The following is a 21,796-nucleotide window of genomic DNA, read 5'->3' on the forward strand; positions in this document are numbered from 1 at the left end:
GGGCCACCATGGTAGAGAGCCGCGCCATGCGATCACCGCGCGAATCCGGGCCCACCCGCCAGCAAGACCTCGGCGTCGCGCAGCTGGGTTGGCTCGCTGCGGCCGTATTCGTCGTCTCGGCCGGATATGGAGCACTGATGCCCTTGATCCCCGACTGGCTGCGGCCCTTGATGGGCGACGCGGATCCTGCGGCGCTTGCGCGCCATGTCGGCTACCTCAGCGGCATCTACACGGCGGGCATCCTGCTGGGTGCGCCCCTGTGGGGCATGCTGGCGGACAGGCTGGGGCGTGCCCGCGTGTTGCTGGTGGGCCTGATCGGCTACGTGGCCAGCCTGCTCCCGCTGCTGCGCCCCGAGTCCCTGGGCGTGGTCGGCATCTATGCGCTGCGCGGCGCGACGGGCTTTTTTGTGGCCGCGGTCGTGCCGGTGGTGCCGGCGCTCGTCGCGCAGTACACCCCAGAATCGATTCGCGCCAGGCGCTTTGCATGGCTGGGTGCGATGTCGCTGCTCGGGTTCCTGTTCGGCCCCGGCCTGAACGCCGCTGCAGAACGGCTTGTCGGCCTGGGCTTCTTGAACGTGCTGGTACAGGGCTCATCGACCACGCTCGTGATCGCACTCTCGGCCGCGCTCGGCGCGCTGATGATGCTGGGCCTGGCCGCAACGCTTCCCGCACCTTCCTCCCTTGGAGAGGCGGACGCAGCCGATCACGACGGAGCACCCCGGAGCCGCTCCCTGGCGCTCTGGATTCTCAACGGTGTGGTCATGTTCGTGCTTGCCGGCTTTGAACTCGGCATCGTGCTGCAGGGCCAGCGCCACCCCGATCTCTCCTCCCGAGAGGTGTCGTTGATGTTCGCCGAGTGCAGTCTGGTGATGCTGGGCGTCAACGCGGTGCTGTTCTTCACCGGCCTGCTGGAGCGCGCCGACCCACGCCGCGTACTGGCCTGCGGCATGGTCCTGGGCATCGCCGGGCTCCTGATGCTGGCCCGGCATGGCAGCGAGATGTGGCTGTACGTCGGCGTGAGTTTCACGGCTGCGGGCACGGGTCTCGTGCTCCCCACCCTGGCCTACCTCGCTGCCGGCACCTCGGCGCGGCGGCTCGGTATCGCGATGGGAGGGCTCGCCGCGGCAGCCGGCCTCGGACAAACACTGGGATCGGCCGCCACCGGATGGCTATTCGGCGCTGTGATGCAGAGCACCTTTGCGTGGCTGTCGATTCCACTGGCCGCCACCCTCGCGCTGCTGCTCATTCCGCGGCATTGGTGGCCAGCCAACCCCGTCCTGGTGAGCGCTTCACCGTCCCGCACTTTTCTCACTTCCACGGAAACCGAACCATGAGACTGATCCTGATGTCCCTGCTCGCAGCGCTTGCCCTGTCGCTGAGCGGATGCGGCTACAACGACTTCCAGCGGCTGGACGAGCAGACCAAGTCCGCCTGGTCCGAGGTGCTGAACCAGTACCAGCGGCGCGCCGACCTGATCCCCAACATCGTCGCGACCGTCAAGGGCGAGACCAACTTCGAGCAGGAGACGCTGACCCGGGTGGTCGAGGCCCGCGCGAAGGCGACCTCGATCCAGGCCACGCCGGAACTCGTCAACAACCCCGAGGCGTTCCAGAAGTTCCAGGCGGCACAGGGCGAACTGTCCGGCGCGCTGAGCCGGCTGCTGGTGGTGAGCGAGAACTACCCGCAACTCAAGGCGAACCAGGCTTTTCAAGACCTGCGTGCCCAACTTGAGGGCACGGAGAACCGCATCACCGTGGCGCGTGGGCGCTACGTGAAGGCGGTGCAGGATTACAACGTGCTCACGCGCAGCTTCCCGACCAACATCACGGCCAAGCTGTTCAGCTACGACGTCAAGCCCAATTTCTCGGTCGCCGACGAGAAGGCCATGGCGGCGCCGCCACAGGTCGATTTCGGCGCCTCGGCGCCGGCGGCGCGCCCCTGACATGAGAACGCCCAGAACAGCGGTGCTCTCTCCGGCGGCCCCTCTTCGGCTGGCCCCCGCTCTGGCCTGGCTGCTGCTGAGCCTGTTCCTTTCGGTCGCGTCCGCGCAGGAGTTGGTCGCCGTTCCCCCGCTGCAGGCGCGCGTCACCGATCTCACGGGAACGCTCGCCGCCGATCGTGTCGCCGCGCTGGATGCGCAGCTTCGGGCCTTCGAGCAACGCAAGGGCGTGCAGATCGCCGTGCTGATGGTCCGCTCGACGCGGCCCGAACCCGTCGAGCAGTACGCCCTGCGGGTGGTAGAGCAATGGAAGCTCGGCCGTCGCAAGGTGGACGACGGCGCGTTGCTCCTGGTGGCCAAGGACGACCGCACCGTGCGCATCGAAGTCGGATACGGCATCGAGGGTGCGCTGAGCGACGTGGTATCGCGGCGAATCATCGACGAGGTGATCACGCCGCGCCTGCGCCAGGGCGATTTCGACGGCGGCATCGCCGCAGGCGCCGAACAGATCATGCGGGTGATCGATGGCGAGGCCCTGCCTGCGGCGGACCCACGGCGGCAGGGGCAGACCAACGACATCGGGCAGGCTTGGCCCTTCCTGTTCGTCGCGGCCCTGATGCTGGGCGGAGTGCTACGCAACGCCCTCGGCCGCCTTCCAGGCTCCCTGGTCACGGCTGGCGTGCTGGGTGCCGCTGCGTGGCTGTTGGTGGGCACCTTCGCGGTGGCCGCGGTGGCTGGACTGGCGGGATTCCTCGTCACGCTGCTGGGCATCGGCATGGGTGGCCACGGCGGCATGCACGGGCGCCACCGGGGAGGCGGCTGGCCGGGCGGAGGATTGGGCGGTGGTGGCGGTGGATTCCGCGGCGGCGGCGGCGGCTTCGGTGGCGGCGGCGCGTCAGGACGGTGGTGAGATGAACATGCAACGACTTCTTCGCCACCTTGCGACCACGGATCGCGCAGTCCGCCGCGCCTTCCCCCGTGCGCGCTGGATGCGATCGAGCAGGCCATCCGCACGGGAGAGTTCCAGCATGGGGCCAGCTGCGCTTCGTGGTCGAGGGTGCGCTGGACGGATCGCCACTGTGGCGCAACCAATCGCCGGGCGAGCGGGCGCTGGACCTGTTCGCACGCCTGGGTGTGTGGGATACGGCGCGCAACAGCGGCGTCCTGATCTACGTGCTGCTGGCCGACCGGGCCGTGGAGATCGTGGCCGATCGCGGCATCCATGCCTGTTGCGGTGCCGAAAGGTGGTCGGCTGTGTGCCAGCGCATGGAAGCCCAGTTTGCGCAGGGACGCTTCGAGGCCGGAGCCCTGGAAGGCATCGTGGCCGTCAGCCACCTGCTGGCGCAGCATTTTCCGCGGGGCGCGGACCACGGCAACGAGTTGCCGGATCGGCCGGTCCTTCTTTGAACGACAACATCCTTGGAGACCTACCATGCAACTTCAGTTTCTGGGTGCCACCGGCACCGTGACCGGTTCCAAATACCTGCTGCGCCATGGCGACGCGACCATTCTGGTGGACTGCGGCCTGTTCCAGGGATTCAAGCAGCTGCGCCTGCGCAACTGGGAGCCGCTGCCGGTCGCGCCCAAGACCGTCGACGCGGTCGTGCTCACCCACGCCCACATCGACCACAGCGGCTACCTGCCACTGCTGGCGCGACAAGGCTTTCGCGGCCGGGTTTACTGCACGTCCGCGACGCACGAGCTGTGCAAGATCCTGCTCACCGACAGCGGCCATCTGCAGGAGGAAGAGGCGAAGTTCGCCAACCGGCACGGTTTCTCCAAACACCAGCCCGCGCTGCCGCTGTACACCCGTGAGGACGCCGAGCGCTGCCTGAAGCTGTTCGCGCCACGTCCGTTCTCTCAGGACTTCGAGGCGCTGCCCGGACTCACCGCGCGGTTGACGCCTTCCGGGCACATGCTCGGCTCGGCCTTCGTGCACCTCAACGATGGCCGGCGATCCGTGCTCTTCTCCGGCGACATCGGCCGGCCTAACGACCCGGTGCTGCGCCCGCCGGTGCAGGTCCCCGGCGCCGACTACCTGCTGGTGGAATCCACCTACGGCAACCGCAAGCATGAAGCGTCCGACGCACTGGCGCAGCTGGAGACTGTCATCAACAAGACGGCCGCCCGTGGAGGGGTCGTGGTCATCCCAGCGTTCGCTGTCGGCCGAGCGCAGAGCCTGATGTACGGCATCTACCAACTCAAGAAGCAAGGGCGCATCCACCAGCACCTGCCCGTGTACCTGGACAGCCCGATGGCCATCGATGCCACACGGCTGTACCACGCCCATCGCGACGAGCACCGGCTCTCGCCCGAGGAATGCGAGGGCATGTGCCATGCCGCGAAGATCGTCAACAAGGTCGAGGAGTCCAAGGCGCTCAGCGCCGGTCGTGGACCGATGGTCATCATCTCCGCCAGTGGCATGGCCACGGGAGGCCGCGTGGTGCACCACCTCAAGTCATTCGCGCCCGACCATCGCAACACCATCCTGTTCGCCGGCTACCAGGCGGGCGGCACCCGTGGCGCCGCGATCGTGCACGGCGCGTCCACCGTCCGCATCCATGGCCAGGACGTGCCGATCGGCGCCGAGGTGGCCTCGCTCGACAACCTTTCCGCCCACGCCGATGCCGACGAGATCCTCGCGTGGATGCGCGGCTTCACGCAAACACCGCGCCGAACCTTCGTGACCCACGGCGAGCCGGAGGCGGCCGATGCGCTGCGCGCGCGGATCGACCATGAACTGGGCTGGTCGGTTGCCGTGCCCGAGTACCTGCAGACGGTGGATCTGGTATGACGGCGCACCTGCACGAGACCGGCACCGGCACCGGCACCGGAGAGGATGGCGTGAACACGCTGCAGGCGTGGCGCACCGGCATCGACACCCATCAGGAGCCGGTGGTCTACATGCGGCGCGACTGCCCTGTCTGCCGGTCGGAGGGTTTCACGACCCAGGCGCGCGTGCAGCTGACGGCCGGCCGCCGCAGCATCGTGGCGACGCTCAGCGTCGTCGATGGGGATTGGCTGGCCGAGAACGTCGCTGGCCTGTCCGAATCGGCATGGGCGTCGCTGGGGGCGCAGCCGGGCCAGCTGGTCACGGTGACCCATGCACCGCCGCTGGATTCGCTCAGCCATGTCCGGGCCAAGGTCTACGGCAATGCCCTGGGCGATGCCGAGTTCAGCGCCATCATCTCCGACGTCGCGGCGGGCCACTACTCGGACCTGCATCTGGCCACCTTCATCACCGCCTGCGCCGGCGATCGCCTGGACCTCGCGGAGACCGTCTCGCTCACGAAAGCCATGATTGGCGTCGGTGACCGCATCGATTGGGGGCGCCCGCTGGTGGTGGACAAGCATTGCGTCGGCGGCCTGCCCGGCAACCGCACGACCCTGCTCGTGGTGCCCATCGTGGCCGCCTGCGGCCTCACGATGCCCAAGACGTCCTCGCGCGCCATCACTTCGCCGGCCGGGACGGCCGACACGATGGAGGTGCTGGCGCCGGTGAACCTGGATGTGCCGAGCATGCGGCGCGTGGTCGAACGCACGGGCGGCTGCATCGTCTGGGGCGGCTCGGTACGGCTCAGCCCCGCCGACGACATCCTCATCCGCGTCGAGCGGCCGCTGGACCTGGACAGCGAGGGCCAGCTCGTCGCCTCGGTCCTGTCCAAGAAGGCCGCCGCGGGCTCGACCCATGTGCTGATCGACCTGCCCGTGGGTGCCACCGCCAAAGTGCGCAGCGCGCAGGCCGCGGCGGCGCTCGGTCGGCGCCTGCAGGAGGTGGGCAGCGCCATCGGCCTGCACGTGGCCTTGCGCGTCACCGATGGTGAGCAGCCGGTCGGCCGCGGGATCGGCCCGGCACTGGAGGCCCGCGACGTGCTGGCCGTCCTGCAAGGGACGCCCGAGGCCCCGGCCGACCTGCGGGAGCGAGCGTTGCGGCTGGCGGCGGACATCCTCGAAATGGGCGGTGCAGCGCCCGCCGGCGGCGGCCTGACGCTCGCCACGCAGGTGCTGGCCGACGGCCGCGCCTGGGCCACGTTCCAGGCGATCTGCGCTGAGCAGGGCGGCCTGCGCAGCATCCCGGTGGCAACGCATCGGCACACCGTCGCATCGCCGTCCACGGGACGGGTCTCCCGAATCGACAACCGGCTGCTCGCGCGGGCGGCCAAGCTCGCCGGAGCACCGACCGCCGCTGCCGCCGGCATCGACGTGCATGCGCGCCTGGGCGACCAGGTCGAAGCGGGACAGCCGCTCTTCACGCTGCACGCCCAGGCGCCGGGCGAGCTGGCCTATGCGCTGCAGTTCGTCCGCTCGCGCCCACCGATCTTCCAGATTTCGGAGAACCTATGAAACCTCTCGTTTTTCACCTGCCGGGCGACGAAGACTTCGCCGATGGACTGATCCGGGCGTTGGGCGCGCAGCGGGCTGCCCTGCAACTGCACCGGTTCCCGGACGGCGAGTCGCTGGTGCGGCTGGACGCCGACGTCACCGGCCGCACCGTCGTGATCGTGGCCAGCCTGGCACAGCCGGACGCCAAGGCGCTGCCCTTGTTGTTCGCCGCGGACGCAGCGCGCGACCTCGGCGCCACCCGCGTATTGCTGGCTGCGCCGTACCTGGCGTACCTGCGTCAGGACCGGCGCTTCAACACGGGCGAAGCCATCACGTCCCGCACGTTCGCTGCGCTGGTGTCGACGGTGTTCGACGGTATCGTCACCGTCGATCCCCATCTGCACCGCTACCGCTCGCTCGGCGAGGTCTACCGGGTGCCGACCCGTGTGGTCCAGTCCGCGCCCGCCATCGCGGCCTGGGTCGCAGCCCATGTGGACCGTCCCGTGTTGATCGGACCCGATGCGGAAAGCGAGCAATGGGTCCAGGAAGTCGCGCGCTTGGCTGGCGCGCCGTTCACGGTGTTGCAGAAGATCCGCCGGGGCGACAAGGACGTGGAGGTCAGCCTTCCCGACACCGCGGCCCTGGCAGACCGCCAGCCCGTGCTCATCGATGACATCGTGTCCAGCGCGCGCACGATGATCCAGGCAATCGCCAGTGTGCGCAGCGTGGGATTGCCGCCACCGGTGTGCATCGGGGTGCACGCCCTGTTCGCCGCCGACGCGTACCACGCACTTCTTGCGGCAGGGCCCCAGCGGGTGGTGACCTGCGACACCGTGCCGCATGTCTCCAACGGCATCAGCGTGGTGGCACCGCTGGCGACAGCGGTGCAGGAACTGATGGAAGCCGGCGCGCCATGAGCCGCTGCGCCGCGCTCGCCATGACGCTCACGATCGAGGGGAGATGACTGCCCATGTGCTTTTCCGCACCCGCCAGTTTCACGGCCGCAGCGGTTCTGCTGGGCCTGGGGACCGTCACCATGCGCCGGGCCCGCTCACGGCGCGAACTGCCGTATGCCGCCATCCCGCTGCTGTTCGGGGTCCAGCAACTGCTCGAAGGCATGCTGTGGCTGACGTTCCCCGACCGCGCGCCCTTGCTGAACGTGGCGCTGACGCATCTCTACTCGTTCTTCTCGCACGTCCTGTGGCCGATCTACGTCCCGCTGGCTGCGCTGGCGCTGGAGAGCGTCCGTTGGCGCCGTCGGGTTCTGGTGGCCATTGCAGTCGCGGGCGCGCTCGTCGGTCTGTACCTGCTGGCGATGCTGGTGAAGCTGCCCATCACGGCCCGCGTGGTCGGCCAGCACATCCTCTACGACTCTCCGCACTTCTACGTGATGACCACGATGGCCCTGTATCTGATCGGCACCTGCGCAAGCCTGATGGTTTCTAGCCACCGGCGCGTGGCGGCTTTTGGGGTGGCCGCCTTTGTCTCCGCAATCGCCGCCTACATGTTCTATGCAACCTGGTTCATCTCGGTGTGGTGCTTCTTTGCCGCTGTGCTCAGCTTCATCGTGCTGTGGCAGTTCCGTGAGCCCGAGCGAGGCTGGCCGTGCCATGACGAATCCTCCGGCCAGATTCAAGCCCGCACTGGCCTACGCGGACTGCGGCCGCACGCAGGGCCCGATGCGCCGCGCGGCGTTCTTCACGGTTCAGTTGCTCGACGGATTCGAGACCATGCGCGATGCGGTCGCCGGCCGGCTGCCGACGGTATTCGCGCAAGCGGAACTCGCGCAAGGCACCAAGACCGGGCACTTCATCGCCGCGTTCTGCATCCTGTCCCTGCACCGGGTAATCGAGGAGGGCTCATGACCGCACAAAACCGTCTGTCCGTTCTGTTCTCCGACATCGCACCGGCGGACCAGGCCGCGCTGCAGCAACGGCTTCCGACCCACTGGCACGCGCACTTCGTCCAGAACGAACGCCTGGTGGTATCCGATGTCGGCGATGAAGACACCGAGGTGCTGTGCGTCTTCGTGCGCACGCGCGTTGACGAATCGGTGCTCCGGTTGCTGCCGCGCGTGCGGCTCGTGGCAACGCGCTCCGCGGGCTTCGATCACATCGACCTGCAGGCTTGCCGCCGACGCGGCATTGCCGTGTGCCACGTGCCGGACTATGGGTCCGCCAGCGTCGCCGAACATGCCTTCGCGCTGCTGCTGGGCGTGGCTCGCCATCTGACACAAGCCCACGAGCGGGCGCGCCAAGGTTCTTTCGCTTACCGCGGCCTCACCGGCTTCGAGCTGGAAGGAAAGACGCTGGGCATCGTCGGGCTGGGCCGGATCGGGCGCCACGTGGCCCGTATCGCCCTGGGCTTCGGCATGGAAGTTCTCGCGTACGACCCGGCCCTCGCCCATCGCTCGACATCACGGCAGCACCCATCGCCGGCGTCCGCGTGGTGACGTGGGAGCAGATCCTGCAAAGCAGCGATGTTCTGAGCCTTCATGTTCCGGCCACGCAGGCCACGCACCACCTTCTCGATGGCCAGGCCTTCGCGCGCATGAAACCGGGCATGGTACTGATCAACACGGCACGGGGTGCGCTCATCGACGAGGCCGCCCTGCTGCACGCACTGGAGGCAGGTACCGTCGCCGCAGCAGGTCTGGACGTGCTGGAACAGGAAGGGGATCTGTCTCCCGAAGTGCCCACGGGCTGCGGCGGACTGGGTTGCGATACCGGCTGGTCGGCATCCAGCCCACTGCTGACGCATCCGCGTGTGCTCGTGACACCGCATGTCGGGTTCAATACGTCGGAGGCGATCGCGCGCATCCTCGACGAGACCATCTCGAACATCGCAGCCTGGCATGCGGGCCGCCTGCGCAACAGGTTGGATGAGCCATGACGCGACCGAACCGCCCCGTTTCCACCGTGCGTCTTGCGGGCCGCCCAACGCAACGCTCGGCGCTGCGCCGGGCCACGCAGATCGCTATGGCCCTGAGCGGGTTCCTGCTCTGGGTGGCCTGGCACCGGGGCCTGATGCGCTGCGATACCCACCGGGCGGCCGACCGCTTCGCCGAAGTGCTGCAGCGATTGGGCACGACCTTCGTGAAGCTGGGCCAGCATCTCAGCCTGCGGGCCGACATTCTGGCGCCCGATGCGCAAGAGGCTCTGGCCAGCCTGCAGGCCAATGTGGCGCCGTTTCCTCCCGAGCAGGCGGTCCAGGAGGTCGAGGCGGCGCTCGGCCGCCCATGGCAGCAGGTCTTCGCACGCTTCGACATGCACGCGCTCGCCGCGGCCTCGATCGCCCAGATTCATCGTGCAGCCCTGTCGGACGGGACGGAAGTGGTGGTGAAGATCCGCCGCCCTGGCGCGGCCGAGCAGGCCGAGACCGACATGCGCATCCTGCGCCGCATCGTCCTGGTCATGCAGGGGCTCGTGCCCTCGCTGCGTCGCTGGGGCTGGCAGCCATCGTGGACGAGGTTGCGGCCAACTTCCGCTACGAGATGGATTTGTCGCGCGAGGCAGCTTCCGTGCGACGTTTCGCCGACGCCTGGCGCAGCTCTGCCGACATCGTGATCCCCGACGTGGTGGACGGCCTGTGCACGCCGACCGTCATGGTCCAGCAGTTCAGCCACGGAGCTCACCTGCACGGTCTGCCTTCGCCCACCGCGGTGGCGGCCGCGGGCAAACTCGTGGACAGCTACGTCGCCCAGATCTTCCGCGATGGCTTCTTCCACGGCGACCCCCATCCCGGCAACGTCTTCGTGATGGACGATGGCCGCATCTGCCTGCACGACTTCGGCATCGTGGGCCGGGTCGACGGCAACATGCGGCGGGCGCTGGTGGCGTTCGCCCTGGCCTTCGTCGAGCAGGATGCCGAATGGGTGGTCGATGCCTGGCTCGACCTGGGCCTGCTCGGCGACGGCACCGATCGGGCCGTGTTCGTGCCTGTCGTGCGTGCCCTGGTCGCAGACTGCGCACAGAGGCCGCTGAAGGACTGGTCGCTCTCAGGTGCTCTCGCGCAGCTCGTGGCGGCGGGCCGGACCCAGGAAGTCCGGCTGCCCAGGGACCTCCTCGTGCTCACGCGTACCCTGTTGTTGCTCGAAGGGACGGTGCGCCTGCTGGCACCCGAGTTTTCCATCATCGAAGCCATCTCTCGCCACACGACCACGGGCGTCTTCGACGAGCCCAAGTCTGCGGCATCGCAGCGTCTGCCCTATGAACTGGGGAACGCGGCCCACGCCCTGCCCTCCCTGCTGGCGCGGCGTCTGCACAGCGTCTTGCGGCAGGGTGACCTGCTGCAACTGTCGATCAAGCCGGATGCCAGGATGCTGAGCGGGATCGACCGCCTCGGCCGTCGCGTCGCGCTGGCGCTCGTGACGCTCGGCCTGTACATCGCATCGAGCTTGTTGATGCAGCACGGCGTGGGCCCGCGCTGGGGCGACATGCCGGTACTCGCGCTGCTGGGCTATGCGCTGGCGATCCGGTTCACGTTTTCCATCGCGCGCAGCCGCGGCTGAGGCGCCTCATCAAGCAAGGAGTCAGGCATGAACAAGGTCAGAGTGGCGGTGAACGGATACGGTGTGATCGGCAAGCGGGTGGCGGATGCGGTCGCACTCCAGGAGGACATGGCGCTGGCCGGCGTCGCGGACGTGGTGCACGACTATCGCCTTCAGGTGGCCGCGCAGCGCGCTTTTCCGATTTACGCGGCGACCGCTGAAGCCGCACAATCGATGCGTGCTGCGGGGCTTCCTGTCGCGGGCGATCTGGCCGACCTGCTCGCCAACGCGGACGTCGTGGTCGATTGCACACCCAAGAAAGTCGCCGCGGTCAACAAGAGGGCGTACGACGCTGCCGGTGTGAAGTCCATCTTCCATGGCGGCGAGTCCCACGCGTTGACCGGTCATTCGTTCGTCGCGCAGGAGAACTACGCAACCGCGATCGGCCGCACCTCCACCCGGGTGGTGTCCTGCAACACGACGTCGATCGTGCGCACCCTGGGGGCGCTTCGGACAGCGGGCCTGCTCAAGCGAGCCCGCGGGACGCTGATCCGCCGGGCTTCCGACCCGTGGGAGGCGCATGCGGAGGGCATCATCAACACGCTCGTGCCGGAGAAGACGATCCCCAGCCATCAGGGACCGGACGCGCGCACTGTGATCCCGGACCTGGACGTCGTCAAGATCGCGGTCAAGGCGCCGCACAACAGCAGCCACCTGCACACCTGGTGGGTCGAACTGACGAGGCCGGCCACGCGCGACGAGGTGCTGGCGGCCTTTCGCGCGGCACCACGGATCGCGTTCGTGCGATCCTCGGATGGTCTCGTGGCCCTCAACAGCACGGTGGAACTGATGGCCGATCTCGGCCGCCCGCGCGGCGACCTGTGGGAGGTCGCCTTGTGGGAGGACGTCCTTTCGGTCGATGGCGATCAGGTGTACTACACCTACCAGGTCTTCAACCAGGCGATCGTGATTCCCGAAACCATCGATGCGATTCGTGCGTTGAGCGGCATCGAGGCCGATCCGTCAGCGTCAATCGCTCGGACGGATGCCGCACTCGGCTTGCGGCACGACTTCATCCACGACCGCGACTAGGCGTCGATTCACGCTTGGGCGGTACATTCTGCCGCTGGTGCCGCTGGTGCCGCTGGTGCCTCGACGACCGTGCATCACAGCAGGTGCGATATCTCGTTCAACGGCTTTAGGCCTGAGCCGAATCTGCCGATCGCATCGCGATGCGCGCCAAGCTCGCTGTAGGGGAGGTAGCGAATTCCCAGCTCCGCCACCCGCGTGAATGCCGGCCGACGCAACTGGCTGCGGACATCCTCGCGGCGAGCGTCCGGCGCCACCAGGAACATCGAGACGCCCGCTCCCAGTTCCGTTCCCAAGGCCAGGTCGAGCATGCGCACGATGCCGGAATAGATCGAGGTCGAGTGCTCGACCTCGAAGGCAGCGGCGACCTTCGAGCCGTCGGCCTCCACCCAAATGACGTCGATCAGGCGAACAGAGTCCAGACCGGCCCGGGCCTGCGCGGGGAGCTGCGTCAGACAGCCGTCTCCAAGGCGACCTCCCTGATAACTGCGCCCCTGATCGTTGGACGCAATCCAGACACCGTAGCCGAGCGACTTGCCCAGGTCGCGCAGCCATCCCTGAATTTCGGTGTGGGTCGCGTCGCTCTCGCGCTCCGCGGCCCAGCGTTTGTGGGCCGCGGCCGATTCCTCGCGCACCTTTTCGAGATCGGCCTCCCAGCCCTGGAGGGCGGCCGCATCGTCATCGCGCGGTGGCGCCGCGTACCGGCCCGAGCCGATGTCGAACAGCAGCCCAGCCAGTGCCCCCATGTCGTTCGACAACGCGTTGCGGTGCTGGGCATTGAGGCGAAGGCCGCCTTCGCGCATCGAGAGGTAGTGCTCCCACTTGCCGAGCTTGACGCTGCTGCCCGTGACCGCGTTGTAGCCCTTCACGATCGCGGTGTTGAACGGCATCACGATCGTGGGGTGAACGAAGTACAGGAGATTCGCCACGGCGGGCCCAGACCCTTGATCTGACGAGCGTCGATCCGCCGTATTGCTTCGATCACTTCCTCTGCGCTGTTGCAGCAGTCGCAGGTGTGCAACAACCGGGCAAAGGCCTGTTGGTTGGTCGCGTTCTCGTAGATGTCGGGAATGCGCAGCTTGGGCTTCCACAGGAATGCATGGTCTGCCCCTTGAAGATCTGGCGCTGCTCGGCCACCGAGCCGACCACCGTTTCGAGCGAGGAACCGCGGAATGCGCTACCGAAGGTGCCCGCATCGATGTCCTTGACCACCTGCGCCAGGCCGCGGCGAATCGAGCGGAAGTTCTTCAGCCGTTCTTCCCAAAGGAACCAGGTGTTGTAGGTGCTCAGCGGATCGGCTTTCCAGTGACCGATGAGAGTTTCAAGCGCGTGGGACATGGTCTCGATAAATGGGCGGGCACAGGGTTCCAATTGGACCACGGCCTCGTACCGATCGGCGCCGGAAACGACGTTATTCTTGTCCCTATGGGGAGAACAGGGGAATCATGCCGAGACCATCACCGCCCGCGGGTCGCCGTGGCCTCCCACCGCGGCCAACTCCTCGGCGGTCAATATGCTCGCGGGATCGACGCCGAGCGCCTGCGCTGCCTCGGTCGCGACGTGCGCCCACGTGCAGCGGTTCGCGAACAGCATGCCGGCAACGTCGAGCGTCCCACCGCGCGCCTGGTAGCCCAGTGCACGGGTCTGCCGAGGCCCTGTATCGATGCGGCGCAACAGGCCCAGCGTCGGCTCCGGCCGCATGTGCGAGACGATGACGCGCACCGCAGCGGTGTCCGGGAACAGCGAGCGCAATGCCGCGTCGCCCGCCACGAAAGCCCGCTCGCGCTCGTCGCGTGGCAGCCGGAAGCGGCCCGGCTCGATGACGCAGGTGACTGCCGTCCGATGCCCGGCGTCGTCCAGCCGCCGCGCCGCGAGCAGCGCCTGCTGTAGCTGGTACGCACCGATGGCGACCAGCAAGACATCGGGTGCGTCGCAGGGCTTCACCACGCAGGCACCCTGATCGACCAAGCGTTCGGCCTGCTCGGCACTCAACTGGCTGGCGACGGCCCGCTTGGGAACGACCAGCGTCCAGAACTGGCCATGCGAGGCGTAGGCCGCGCGCAGCGCCGCAACGGCACTGTTGGCATCGACCGGGAACAACACGCGCGAGGTGTCGGACATTTCGCCCAACAGCGCTTCGGCCAGCGTCGGATCCTGGTGCGACTGCTCGTTCTTGCCGTTCTCCCAGGTGTGGGACGTCGCAACCGTGACCACCGACAGCCATCCGGGTGGTGTGCCTGCCTGCGCCTGATGTCGCGCGAACAGGATTTCCTGGCGCAGCGCGCCCAGCATCTTGACGGCAAATGCCTCGTAAGAGACGACCAAGTTGATGCCGCCCTTGTTGCCCAGCGCCGCGCTGACCACCGCTTCTTCGTTGAGCGCCGTGATCACGGCGCCATCGACGGCCTCCGCCAAGCCCGGTTCGGGCGTGAAGACGCGGTGTTTGAGCAGGTCCAATGTCTGGCCCATGCGGTTGCTGCGCAGCTCGTCCGGATTGCCCACCCGCGGACGCAGCTGTGGGTTGGCTTGGACGAGGGCCGCGAAGGCTCCGTCGAGTGCCGCCATTGGCGAGACCTCGCCCTGGCCCGCAACATGCCACTGCGGAACCGGAAGTCTGGGGGCCGCCACCTGGCGGTGCGCCAGGGCATGGTCCCGCTCCAGGGGACGATGCTGCACTTCGTGTCGGCACAGTAGTGCCACCGCTTCGTCGAGTTCGTGCGACGGCACGAAGAGAGCGCGAGCACCCTCGTTGAATTGCTGAAGCGCTATCTGGTCGACCCGGGGTTCCCCTCCAGCGGCAGGTTGTGCGCGGCATTGGTTCCAGCACCGGGGAAGCCGAATCCCTTGGGCGCTTCGGCGATGGTGTAGTGGAGGGGTACCGGGTACTGAACGGTGCCCTGCGAAACTCCAGCCGCGCAGGCCGACAACCGCTCCTCCATCGCGTGAACGGCCCAGGCGAACGCGGCGGGGTCGGTGCCGTCGATCTCCATCGGGTCGAAGCCGTTCAGCCGCAGATGCTGGTGGAACCATTCTCGGCCCCCTGCTGCTGCATGGTGCTGCGCTGTTCGATGCGGCGACCGTTGAGGATCATGAACGGAGCGACGAAGCCGCTGTCTTCTGCCCGCCACCAGCGCGGCGCCCAGTCACTGCCACGCTGCTCCTCGAAAGCGCCGTCGCTGAGGAACACCACCAGCCGCTCGCCGGGCAAGGGCATGTGCACGTACTGCAGTTCGGCAAAGCCGAGATAGCCGCCCTCGGACAGACCGCCTGCCGTATTCGGGCCGACGTGGCTGCCCAGCGGCGAGGCGGGACGCCCCTGTGCGTCGATCGCGTAGCTATAGAAATCCCGGGCAAAGCGCGTGAGGCCGCTTTCGCTGCGGTCGTATCTCTCGGCGTGGCGCGGCGTCATGTTGCCCACCAGAAGGTTGCAGGCATCGATGCCCGCGACGCAATGGCCCTGGCCCATCAACCAGCCACGCGTCAACCCACTGAGCGCGTTCGCGGCCAGGTAGCCGACATAGGCCGGCACGATGTTCAGCGACCCACCGGTATGCCCCTCCGGCGTCTCCTTGAAATCCTCGGCTCTCATCCCCCGGCCATCGGGATAGACCCGGTCGGCATAGGTCATGTGAACCGTCAACCACATGCCTGCCACGGCCAGGCGGTCCGCCGCCCACAGCGTGCGATACACCGCGGTTGTGTCGCTCGCCTTGCCTTCGGCAACCAGCACCTGTGCGAGATCGTGGACTCGCAGTTGCGTGAGATCGTTGTGGGTGATGGGCCGTGGCCGCGCGCCCAGCGGGCGAACTCGGGATCAGACTCGCGGAACACGCGGACGCGCTCGGCGACCCAGGGAAGCTCGTGGTTCATGTGGAAAGTCCTTGAGAGCCAGCACGCAGGTAAGCGCGACGGCGAGATTGGGAAGGCTGGCGTCTGCGATCGTCTTTCGCGCGCCAGCGGCACGGCCATCTAGCGTTCATGGCTGGTGTTCTCCATAAAGATCAGAGCGGGTCAAGGGCACGGGCCAGCTTCCGCCGTCGCGTTTGGACGCGACGATCTGGTAGATCCCAGTTCCCCCGGCCTCGAATTCCAGTGCACACGCCGCCATGTACAAGCGCCAGATGCGGAAGGTCACCTCATCGACCTCCCGCAAGGCCTCCTCCCGGCGCGCTTCGAGCCGCTGGACCCAATGACGCAAGGTCAGCGCGTAGTGGGGTCGAAGACCTTCGACGTCATGGATCTCGAAGCCGGAGCGCTCCATCCCTAGCTGGATATTGCTGACGCAGTCCAATTCGCCGTCGGGAAGACGTAGCGGTTGATGAACTCGGTCGCGACGGTTCGGTTCCAGCCCTCCTCGTCATGGGTGATCCCGTGGTTGAGGAAGAGTCCTCCTGGCCGCAAAACCCGCTGGACCACGGCGTAGTAGGCCGCTAGGTTCGCGAGTCCCACGTGCTCGAACATGCCAATGCTTGACACCTTGTCGAAAACGGCCGTGCCTTCGAGGTCACGGTAGTCGCGCAGTTCAACGGTGACGAGATCCTGCAGGCCCTCCGAGCGGATGCGCTCGCGCGCGTATTCGAGTTGCTGTTGGCTGAGCGTGATGCCGTGCGCACGGACGCCATGTTCTCTTGCCGCCCAGCATACGAGCGCGCCCCAGCCGCAGCCGATGTCGAGCAGGCGTTCGCCTCGCTGCAGACGCAGCTTGCGGCAGATGTGCTCCAGCTTGTTGCACTGAGCCTGGTCCAGCGTGTCATCCGTCGCCTTGAAATAGCCACATGAGTAGACCCTCTCGGCATCGAGCCAGAGGCCATAAAACGCGTTGGACACATCGTAGTGAAAGGAGATCGCGGCCTGATCGGTTTGACGCGAATGGCGATGGGAGAAGCGACGTGCGACGCGCGAGGCCAGACTCCGCGAGGGCTTCAACCCGTCCTGGTCGGACACGCGCAGCAGCAGTGCGTCGCGCAACAGGGCCAGTTTGTCGCGCCAAGAGAGCGAAAACTTCTCGAAATGCGCCTTGAGCCCGAGCGCGGTGTACAGGTCTCCCTCAATGTCGATGGTGCCGCGGAAATAGGCTTCCGCCAGCAGCAGCGGATCCGGGCGCAGGACCAAGCGACGCAGCAGACCCGGGTCACGGATGATCAGGGTGTATTCCGGGTGCGATTCGAGCTCGTGCAAGAGCATATCGCCCAGACGCAACGCCGGCGGGCGCTCGATGCCGGCCAGCAGCCGGCGCAAGATCCGTAGCGCGGCGGCATATCCGTCGGGCGATACGGTTCGATCCCGTGTCGTGTGGTGGCTCATCGGGGGCGCCTCGCTCGCTCGTGTGCAGCGGATGCTGCGAAGTGGATAGACGACTCACACTTGGCGCTGGCATGATCGGCACGACCACAACCGCTGCACCGCATGTACGTAGAGCGTCGTGATGCCGGGGAATGTCGACGATGATCAGAGCGATTCATGCGCGGACACGACGGGACTTCGCGCGCACCGAATTGCGCTGAACGTCCGCATCCGCTCCTTCGATCAAGCCGCAGACGGAATGGCCATCCGGGACGCCGTCCGGCAGCCGCTTCCAGTCGCGCTCTGCCTGCTGCATGCGGCGATGCAAATCCGTCGCCTCCTTCAGCCGCCGGGCCTGCTCGTCAAGCCGTTCGCTCAGCAGCGCCCGCGCGCGCGGACAAGGCGATGCACCGCGCTGGCTCATCTCGACAAACTCTGCAGCGTCCTTGAGCGTGAAGCCGAGGGCCAATGCATTGCGTATGAAACGCACCCGGGCGACGCTTCGATCCGAGAATGCGCGGTAGCCGTTCGTGCCCCGGCCATCGGGCACCACTAGCCCCACCCGAAGGTAGTGACGCAACGTGTCCGGTGTGACGCCTGCCGCCTTGGCGCATTCAATGAGTTGCATCACCATCCTCCAGCAAGGTTGTCTTGAATCCCTTCACTTTCGAGCGAGTTTGAACCCAGGTGCTGCACATGGGTCAAGGGCCCGGTGTCTGAACCGCTCCGTTTCTTCCTTCAACGTGCGGTTGGATGGGCAACTGGACCATCTTCGGCGCGAGCATCAACGGGCGTGGCTCCCGGCCCGGAGGAAGACTTATCGTGGTCTTGTCCCAGTTCATTGCCTATACCAAACCACTTGCCTGGTCATTCAGCGCTCGGAACGTCTCACGCGCGATCGCTAACTGGGCGACTTCAGTGTTGGGCGAGTAGGCGCGATTGCGCTCTTCGTCTAGTTCCAGGCCGATGAACTCCAGGCCATCAACGATGCGCCGACGCAACGCGGCCGAATTTTCTCCAGCTCCGCCAGTGAAGGCCACAGCATCGCAACCGCCCATCGCGGCGGCGTAGGCGCCGATGTACTTGCGCACGCGGTACGCGTGAACCTGCATTGCCAGTTGGGCGGCTGCGACTCCTTCTCCCGCGCGCTTCTCCACAATCCGCAGGTCCGAACTCTCACCCGACAATCCTTTGAGTCCACTGTCGCTGTAAAGCGCCGCCTCGATCTGCGCCAACGTCAAACCCAGTGCGCGTGCGACGAAGCCGGGTACGCCAGGGTCGAGGTCTCCACAGCGCGTGCCCATCACAAGACCTTCAAGCGCGGTCATTCCCATCGATGTATCGACCGACCTTCCGCGATCGATCGCGCAGACGCTGGCGCCGCTTCCAATGTGGCAGCTCACGATACGAAGTTCTGACGGCGGCCGTTTCAGCTCGGTGCTGACGGCGGCCAGTACACCCTGGTGGGACAGGCCATGGAAGCCGTATCTCCGTACCCCTGCCGCGCGCCACGATAGCGGAACAGCATAGGAATGGGCGTATTCGGGCATGTCGTCATGGAAAGCGGTGTCGAAGACCGCGACGTGGCGCACGCCGGGCCAACGCTCACGGGTCAGGCGTATGCCGGCCAATGCGGCAGGATTGTGATGCGGCGCCAGAGCCGAAGCCCTGCCGATCTCGCGTTCGACTTCTTCATCCACGAGCACCGCGTTGCTCAACAGTGGGCCGCCGTGTGCGACGCGGTGACCAATGCCATCGAGCGTTGTGACACCCGCCCTGTGCAAGTGCCGCTCGATCTCCTCGAAGGTCGCAGCATCCACCGCAGGATGATCAATCGCCGAGTCGATCAATGGCAAGGTACGAGCCGACTCGAAAACTCCGAACTTCAGGGTCGCACTGCCGGCATTGATGGCGAGGACGCGCATGTCGGAGCTCCGTCAGCGCCGGTCAGTGCCGACGTCGCCGCCATTGGCAACGTTCATCAGATCGAATTGCCAAGTTTCGCTCGGCGCTAGCAGCACGCGAGGCCGCCGATCAGGCCCATGCTTCCGATGCTGTAGCGCCGTTGCTGGCGTGGTGATACGGGAGAATCCAACTTTGATCCGTGCCTGGACGACGCTGAAAAGCGGAATCGGCCGTGGCAGGCGCATCGCCTCCGACAAGGAGCGTGCTGCTTGCGACCCGTGAGCGTCTCTTTTTGCAGCCACAGTGGAGGGTCGTTCAGTTGGCATAGGCCTGCTCGAACACAAGCTCAGCCCACAGGTCCCGGCTCTTGCGCCATGATTCCATGGCCTGCCCAATCGCGTCTGCACCAGTTCGCTCAAGCTGATACCAAGGATTTTCGACCCGATGGGGATCCTGCGCACTCCACTGCTCAAGCCATCGTTGCACCCATGGCAGCAGCGCCAGGGCCGGGGTCACCTGCTCGGACCAGACCTTTCGACTGACGCGCATGGGGTGCAGCGCGCGAAGTTCACGAGCCGAGTCGGGGGTGACGGCGAAGCGGACCCACGGCGACACCCACTGCGAATAGAAGCGCTCGGTGATCTCCGAAAGTGCTTCGACCTTGTCGAACCCCGCCGGGTTGGCGTCGTAAGGCAGGTCTTCCAGCCGCCGCGGCTGGAACTGCGCAGCGGCGGCCGACTCCGAAGAGGCGCTGTCCTCCAGAACCATCTCGTAGAGTCCAGGCTTGAGTGCCTGGATCGATTCGGCATGATGAAAGATGGCGCGGTGCTCGCGTCGCGCCACCCCGCGGAGACGAAGATGCCAAGGTGGCCAACATGTTGGTGCAGCAGGTACACCACGCGCTGGCCCGCCGCCACCAGGTCTGCGGTCGTCGGATATACCGCTTTGAGCCAGCCGAGCGCCTGGTGGGGCGGTGTGATGTTGTCGCCGTTGGAGCAAAAGACTACCAGCGGTGCGCCAATGCGGCTGAGATCCGCGCGGCAGTGGCCATCGACCACGACCTCGCCGCTCTCCAGGTGATTGCCTACGAAAAGATCGCCTGCGATCGACAACATTTCCTCGCGTGCAAGCTGGTAGAAGCCATTCCACCAACGCTCGAACTCCAGGAAGCGATCGCGCTCAGTCTCCGGCTGCGCGAAGAGCGTGTCGTATTTCTTGAACACGCCCTCGGGCCGCAACGCCTCGAAGTTCTGGACCAGCCAGGCACCGTCGAATCGCCCGGCGCCGAGGTCCGACGCCCAGTGCGCCGGCCAGATGCCGCCCGTGAACCCACCGAGCAGCCGCATGGGGTTGATGCCTCTCTCGCCTGCCCAGTACGACAGCGGCGAGCCATTGAGCACTGCCAAGGCGGCACGGTGCTCGCAGTGCGACAGCGCCAGCGTGATCGCCCAACCGCCTTGGCAGTTGCCGTAGACGATCGGGGCCTTGCCTCGGTGGCGCTTGGCCACTATGTCGATGAATGTGGCCAGGGTCTGGACGACTGCGCCCATGGTCTGGCCCTCGACGGGCTCCGGATCGAACACTACGAAGTACACGGGATGGCCTTCGAGCAGTGCCATGCCAACTTCAGAATCGCGTTTGAAGCCGCCAATGCCAGGGCCGTGGCCGGCGCGTGGATCGACCACCAGCACCGGCGCGGCGCCTTTGCGCACATGCTTCTCCAAGGCGTCGGTGCCACAGCGAGTGACACGCAGGAGCCGGTAGTTGCTCGCTGGCTGCAAGTCGTGGCCGTCGGCCACCTGCTCTGACTCGAAGTGGAGAAGCGGCGGCATACCCGCCGCTTCGTGTTCGGTCATGTTGTTAGCGCGCTGCCTCAGCGCTTCGCCTGACGCGACGGTCCGCCACAGCATGTCGCCCCAGTAGGCGGCAAAGAGCGCAAGCGGTGCGGCGGCCATACCCTGGGAGTTCGTGCGGGTGTCCATGGCGTCGATCAGCGACAGCAGCAGCCGCCATGCCCTTCGAACGGGCAGCGGCCGGCGCATGGGAGGCACCTGCACCCTCCGCGATGCCCGGCGAGGAATCAGCGGATGCCTCGTAGCCCGCGGCAGATAAGGCCACGATCAGCTCAGGCGTCTTCTGGGCCGTCTGTTCGCCGGTGACACTCGCTGTGCCGCGAGCGAGATCGACATGCACGTCTTGCACACCAGCTACGCGCTTGAGCGCCTTGCTGACCGAGTTCGCGCAGGAGGCGCAAGTCATGCCGGCAACCTTGAGTTCGATGGTTTCCATGATGATGCTCCGGTGGTTTCAGTGGTGGTGCCCGGACTGGCCGTCGGATTTCGGGTGGCTCCGGTCGTCTGATTGGAGCGCAGGCGAACCCTCTTCATCGCCCCGAGGCGGCTGATCTTGATGGTCATGACCGCCATGTGCGCCGTGACTGCCATGGCCGAAGATGTGCATCAACGGACAGGCGAGGATGAAGAGGAAGGGAAGCAGTTGCAGAAGATGGGCGTTGTGGCGGTAGAACATCCAGGCAACGGCGGCGGCGAGGCCGAGCCACAGCAGCCACTGGTTGATGCGAGACCAGTTCGGGCTGTTTCGACCGTTCTGCTTCGGGTCGTATGGCAGGGTCATGACGGTGCTCCTTGGTGAGGATGGGATCTGATGGTTCGTGGAATCTCCCGTGGTCGTGCACGGGTTGCCGTCTTGAGGCCGGGCGCTCGACTGGGGATGTACGGCGACCAGGCCAACAGCTAAACAGCGTTGCG

The 21,796-nt window shown here is 66.6% G+C and carries 14 protein-coding genes and 7 pseudogenes; 13 read left to right on the forward strand and 8 right to left on the reverse strand.

What is annotated here, in order from left to right:
• The first annotated feature begins 8 nt into the window (after nucleotides 1-8).
• The 13 genes and pseudogenes from H9K75_RS10690 to H9K75_RS10745 all read left to right on the forward strand — a co-directional run bounded on the left by H9K75_RS10690 (nucleotide 9) and on the right by H9K75_RS10745 (nucleotide 11,843).
• The gene (locus H9K75_RS10690; RefSeq protein ID WP_449757731.1) at nucleotides 9-1,334 is read left to right on the forward strand and encodes an MFS transporter; all 1,326 of its coding nucleotides are present in this window, start codon (nucleotides 9-11) and stop codon (nucleotides 1,332-1,334) included.
• Nucleotides 1,331-1,942, forward strand: a complete 612-nt coding sequence (locus tag H9K75_RS10695; protein WP_023087277.1) for a LemA family protein — start codon at nucleotides 1,331-1,333, stop codon at nucleotides 1,940-1,942. The genes H9K75_RS10690 and H9K75_RS10695 overlap by 4 nt, the downstream gene beginning before the upstream one ends.
• A 1-nt stretch (nucleotide 1,943) precedes the next feature.
• On the forward strand, nucleotides 1,944-2,849 hold the full coding sequence (locus H9K75_RS10700; RefSeq protein WP_137922056.1) for a TPM domain-containing protein: 906 nt from the start codon (nucleotides 1,944-1,946) through the stop codon (nucleotides 2,847-2,849).
• A gap of 1 nt (nucleotide 2,850) precedes the next feature.
• A pseudogene (locus tag H9K75_RS10705) lies at nucleotides 2,851-3,346 on the forward strand (TPM domain-containing protein).
• A gap of 25 nt (nucleotides 3,347-3,371) precedes the next feature.
• Nucleotides 3,372-4,733, forward strand: coding sequence for an MBL fold metallo-hydrolase (locus tag H9K75_RS10710; protein WP_023087275.1), 1,362 nt, complete (start codon nucleotides 3,372-3,374; stop codon nucleotides 4,731-4,733).
• The gene (locus H9K75_RS10715; RefSeq protein ID WP_175154917.1) at nucleotides 4,730-6,283 is read left to right on the forward strand and encodes a thymidine phosphorylase family protein; all 1,554 of its coding nucleotides are present in this window, start codon (nucleotides 4,730-4,732) and stop codon (nucleotides 6,281-6,283) included. The genes H9K75_RS10710 and H9K75_RS10715 overlap by 4 nt, the downstream gene beginning before the upstream one ends.
• Complete coding sequence (locus tag H9K75_RS10720; RefSeq protein ID WP_003090267.1) at nucleotides 6,280-7,179, forward strand: ribose-phosphate pyrophosphokinase; 900 nt, start codon at nucleotides 6,280-6,282, stop codon at nucleotides 7,177-7,179. The genes H9K75_RS10715 and H9K75_RS10720 overlap by 4 nt, the downstream gene beginning before the upstream one ends.
• Before the next feature lie 53 nt (nucleotides 7,180-7,232).
• A pseudogene (locus H9K75_RS25125) lies at nucleotides 7,233-7,876 on the forward strand (DUF6629 family protein).
• Complete coding sequence (locus tag H9K75_RS25130) at nucleotides 7,873-8,127, forward strand: hypothetical protein (protein ID WP_009516033.1); 255 nt, start codon at nucleotides 7,873-7,875, stop codon at nucleotides 8,125-8,127. Before H9K75_RS25125 ends, H9K75_RS25130 begins: the two are co-directional and overlap by 4 nt.
• A complete protein-coding gene (locus H9K75_RS25135) occupies nucleotides 8,124-8,714 on the forward strand; it encodes an NAD(P)-dependent oxidoreductase (RefSeq protein WP_319016909.1) in 591 nt (196 codons plus the stop codon). Before H9K75_RS25130 ends, H9K75_RS25135 begins: the two co-directional genes overlap by 4 nt.
• Entirely contained in the window at nucleotides 8,708-9,154 is a 447-nt protein-coding gene (locus H9K75_RS24750; protein ID WP_264294007.1) for an NAD(P)-dependent oxidoreductase, read from the forward strand. Before H9K75_RS25135 ends, H9K75_RS24750 begins: the two co-directional genes overlap by 7 nt.
• An 86-nt stretch (nucleotides 9,155-9,240) precedes the next feature.
• Nucleotides 9,241-10,772 (forward strand): annotated as a pseudogene (locus H9K75_RS10740) (ABC1 kinase family protein).
• Between the two features lie 27 nt (nucleotides 10,773-10,799).
• The gene (locus H9K75_RS10745; RefSeq protein ID WP_187725745.1) at nucleotides 10,800-11,843 is read left to right on the forward strand and encodes a type II glyceraldehyde-3-phosphate dehydrogenase; all 1,044 of its coding nucleotides are present in this window, start codon (nucleotides 10,800-10,802) and stop codon (nucleotides 11,841-11,843) included.
• 74 nt (nucleotides 11,844-11,917) lie between these two features.
• Here the strand turns inward: H9K75_RS10745 and H9K75_RS10750 are convergent.
• From H9K75_RS10750 to H9K75_RS10785, 8 genes and pseudogenes are all read right to left on the reverse strand, one after another.
• Nucleotides 11,918-13,178, reverse strand: a pseudogene (locus tag H9K75_RS10750) (type II restriction endonuclease).
• A gap of 105 nt (nucleotides 13,179-13,283) precedes the next feature.
• Nucleotides 13,284-15,710 (reverse strand): annotated as a pseudogene (locus tag H9K75_RS10755) (phosphoketolase family protein).
• 106 nt (nucleotides 15,711-15,816) lie between these two features.
• Nucleotides 15,817-17,144 (reverse strand): annotated as a pseudogene (locus H9K75_RS10760) (class I SAM-dependent methyltransferase).
• A gap of 154 nt (nucleotides 17,145-17,298) precedes the next feature.
• Nucleotides 17,299-17,751 carry a MerR family transcriptional regulator gene (locus H9K75_RS10765; RefSeq protein ID WP_009516039.1) on the reverse strand — a complete coding sequence of 151 codons (453 nt, stop codon included), beginning with the start codon at nucleotides 17,749-17,751 and terminating at the stop codon, nucleotides 17,299-17,301.
• 217 nt (nucleotides 17,752-17,968) lie between these two features.
• The gene (locus H9K75_RS10770) at nucleotides 17,969-19,048 is read right to left on the reverse strand and encodes an acetate/propionate family kinase (protein WP_187725746.1); all 1,080 of its coding nucleotides are present in this window, start codon (nucleotides 19,046-19,048) and stop codon (nucleotides 17,969-17,971) included.
• Nucleotides 19,049-19,343: 295 nt separating this feature from the next.
• A pseudogene (locus tag H9K75_RS25510) lies at nucleotides 19,344-20,983 on the reverse strand (DUF3141 domain-containing protein).
• On the reverse strand, nucleotides 20,889-21,317 hold the full coding sequence (locus H9K75_RS10780) for a heavy-metal-associated domain-containing protein (RefSeq protein WP_226858643.1): 429 nt from the start codon (nucleotides 21,315-21,317) through the stop codon (nucleotides 20,889-20,891). Before H9K75_RS10780 ends, H9K75_RS25510 begins: the two are co-directional and overlap by 95 nt.
• A gap of 18 nt (nucleotides 21,318-21,335) precedes the next feature.
• Nucleotides 21,336-21,662: a DUF2933 domain-containing protein gene (locus H9K75_RS10785; RefSeq protein ID WP_187725747.1), complete on the reverse strand. Its 327-nt coding sequence runs from the start codon at nucleotides 21,660-21,662 to the stop codon at nucleotides 21,336-21,338.
• Between the last annotated feature and the right edge of the window lie 134 nt (nucleotides 21,663-21,796).

It is taken from the genome of Diaphorobacter aerolatus, from assembly GCF_014489535.1.
Lineage (GTDB): Bacteria > Pseudomonadota > Gammaproteobacteria > Burkholderiales > Burkholderiaceae_C > Diaphorobacter_A > Diaphorobacter_A aerolatus.

Bases quoted from the DNA above. Each gene is read 5' to 3' on its own strand.
- H9K75_RS10690 (WP_449757731.1), top strand. From the start codon at position 9: ATGGTAGAGAGCCGCGCCATGCGATCACCGCGCGAATCCGGGCCCACC.
- H9K75_RS10695 (WP_023087277.1), top strand. From the start codon at position 1,331: ATGAGACTGATCCTGATGTCCCTGCTCGCAGCGCTTGCCCTGTCGCTG.
- H9K75_RS10700 (WP_137922056.1), top strand. From the start codon at position 1,944: ATGAGAACGCCCAGAACAGCGGTGCTCTCTCCGGCGGCCCCTCTTCGG.
- H9K75_RS10710 (WP_023087275.1), top strand. From the start codon at position 3,372: ATGCAACTTCAGTTTCTGGGTGCCACCGGCACCGTGACCGGTTCCAAA.
- H9K75_RS10715 (WP_175154917.1), top strand. From the start codon at position 4,730: ATGACGGCGCACCTGCACGAGACCGGCACCGGCACCGGCACCGGAGAG.
- H9K75_RS10720 (WP_003090267.1), top strand. From the start codon at position 6,280: ATGAAACCTCTCGTTTTTCACCTGCCGGGCGACGAAGACTTCGCCGAT.
- H9K75_RS25130 (WP_009516033.1), top strand. From the start codon at position 7,873: ATGACGAATCCTCCGGCCAGATTCAAGCCCGCACTGGCCTACGCGGAC.
- H9K75_RS25135 (WP_319016909.1), top strand. From the start codon at position 8,124: ATGACCGCACAAAACCGTCTGTCCGTTCTGTTCTCCGACATCGCACCG.
- H9K75_RS10745 (WP_187725745.1), top strand. From the start codon at position 10,800: ATGAACAAGGTCAGAGTGGCGGTGAACGGATACGGTGTGATCGGCAAG.
- H9K75_RS10765 (WP_009516039.1), bottom strand. From the start codon at position 17,751: ATGCAACTCATTGAATGCGCCAAGGCGGCAGGCGTCACACCGGACACG.
- H9K75_RS10770 (WP_187725746.1), bottom strand. From the start codon at position 19,048: ATGCGCGTCCTCGCCATCAATGCCGGCAGTGCGACCCTGAAGTTCGGA.
- H9K75_RS10780 (WP_226858643.1), bottom strand. From the start codon at position 21,317: ATGGAAACCATCGAACTCAAGGTTGCCGGCATGACTTGCGCCTCCTGC.
- H9K75_RS10785 (WP_187725747.1), bottom strand. From the start codon at position 21,662: ATGACCCTGCCATACGACCCGAAGCAGAACGGTCGAAACAGCCCGAAC.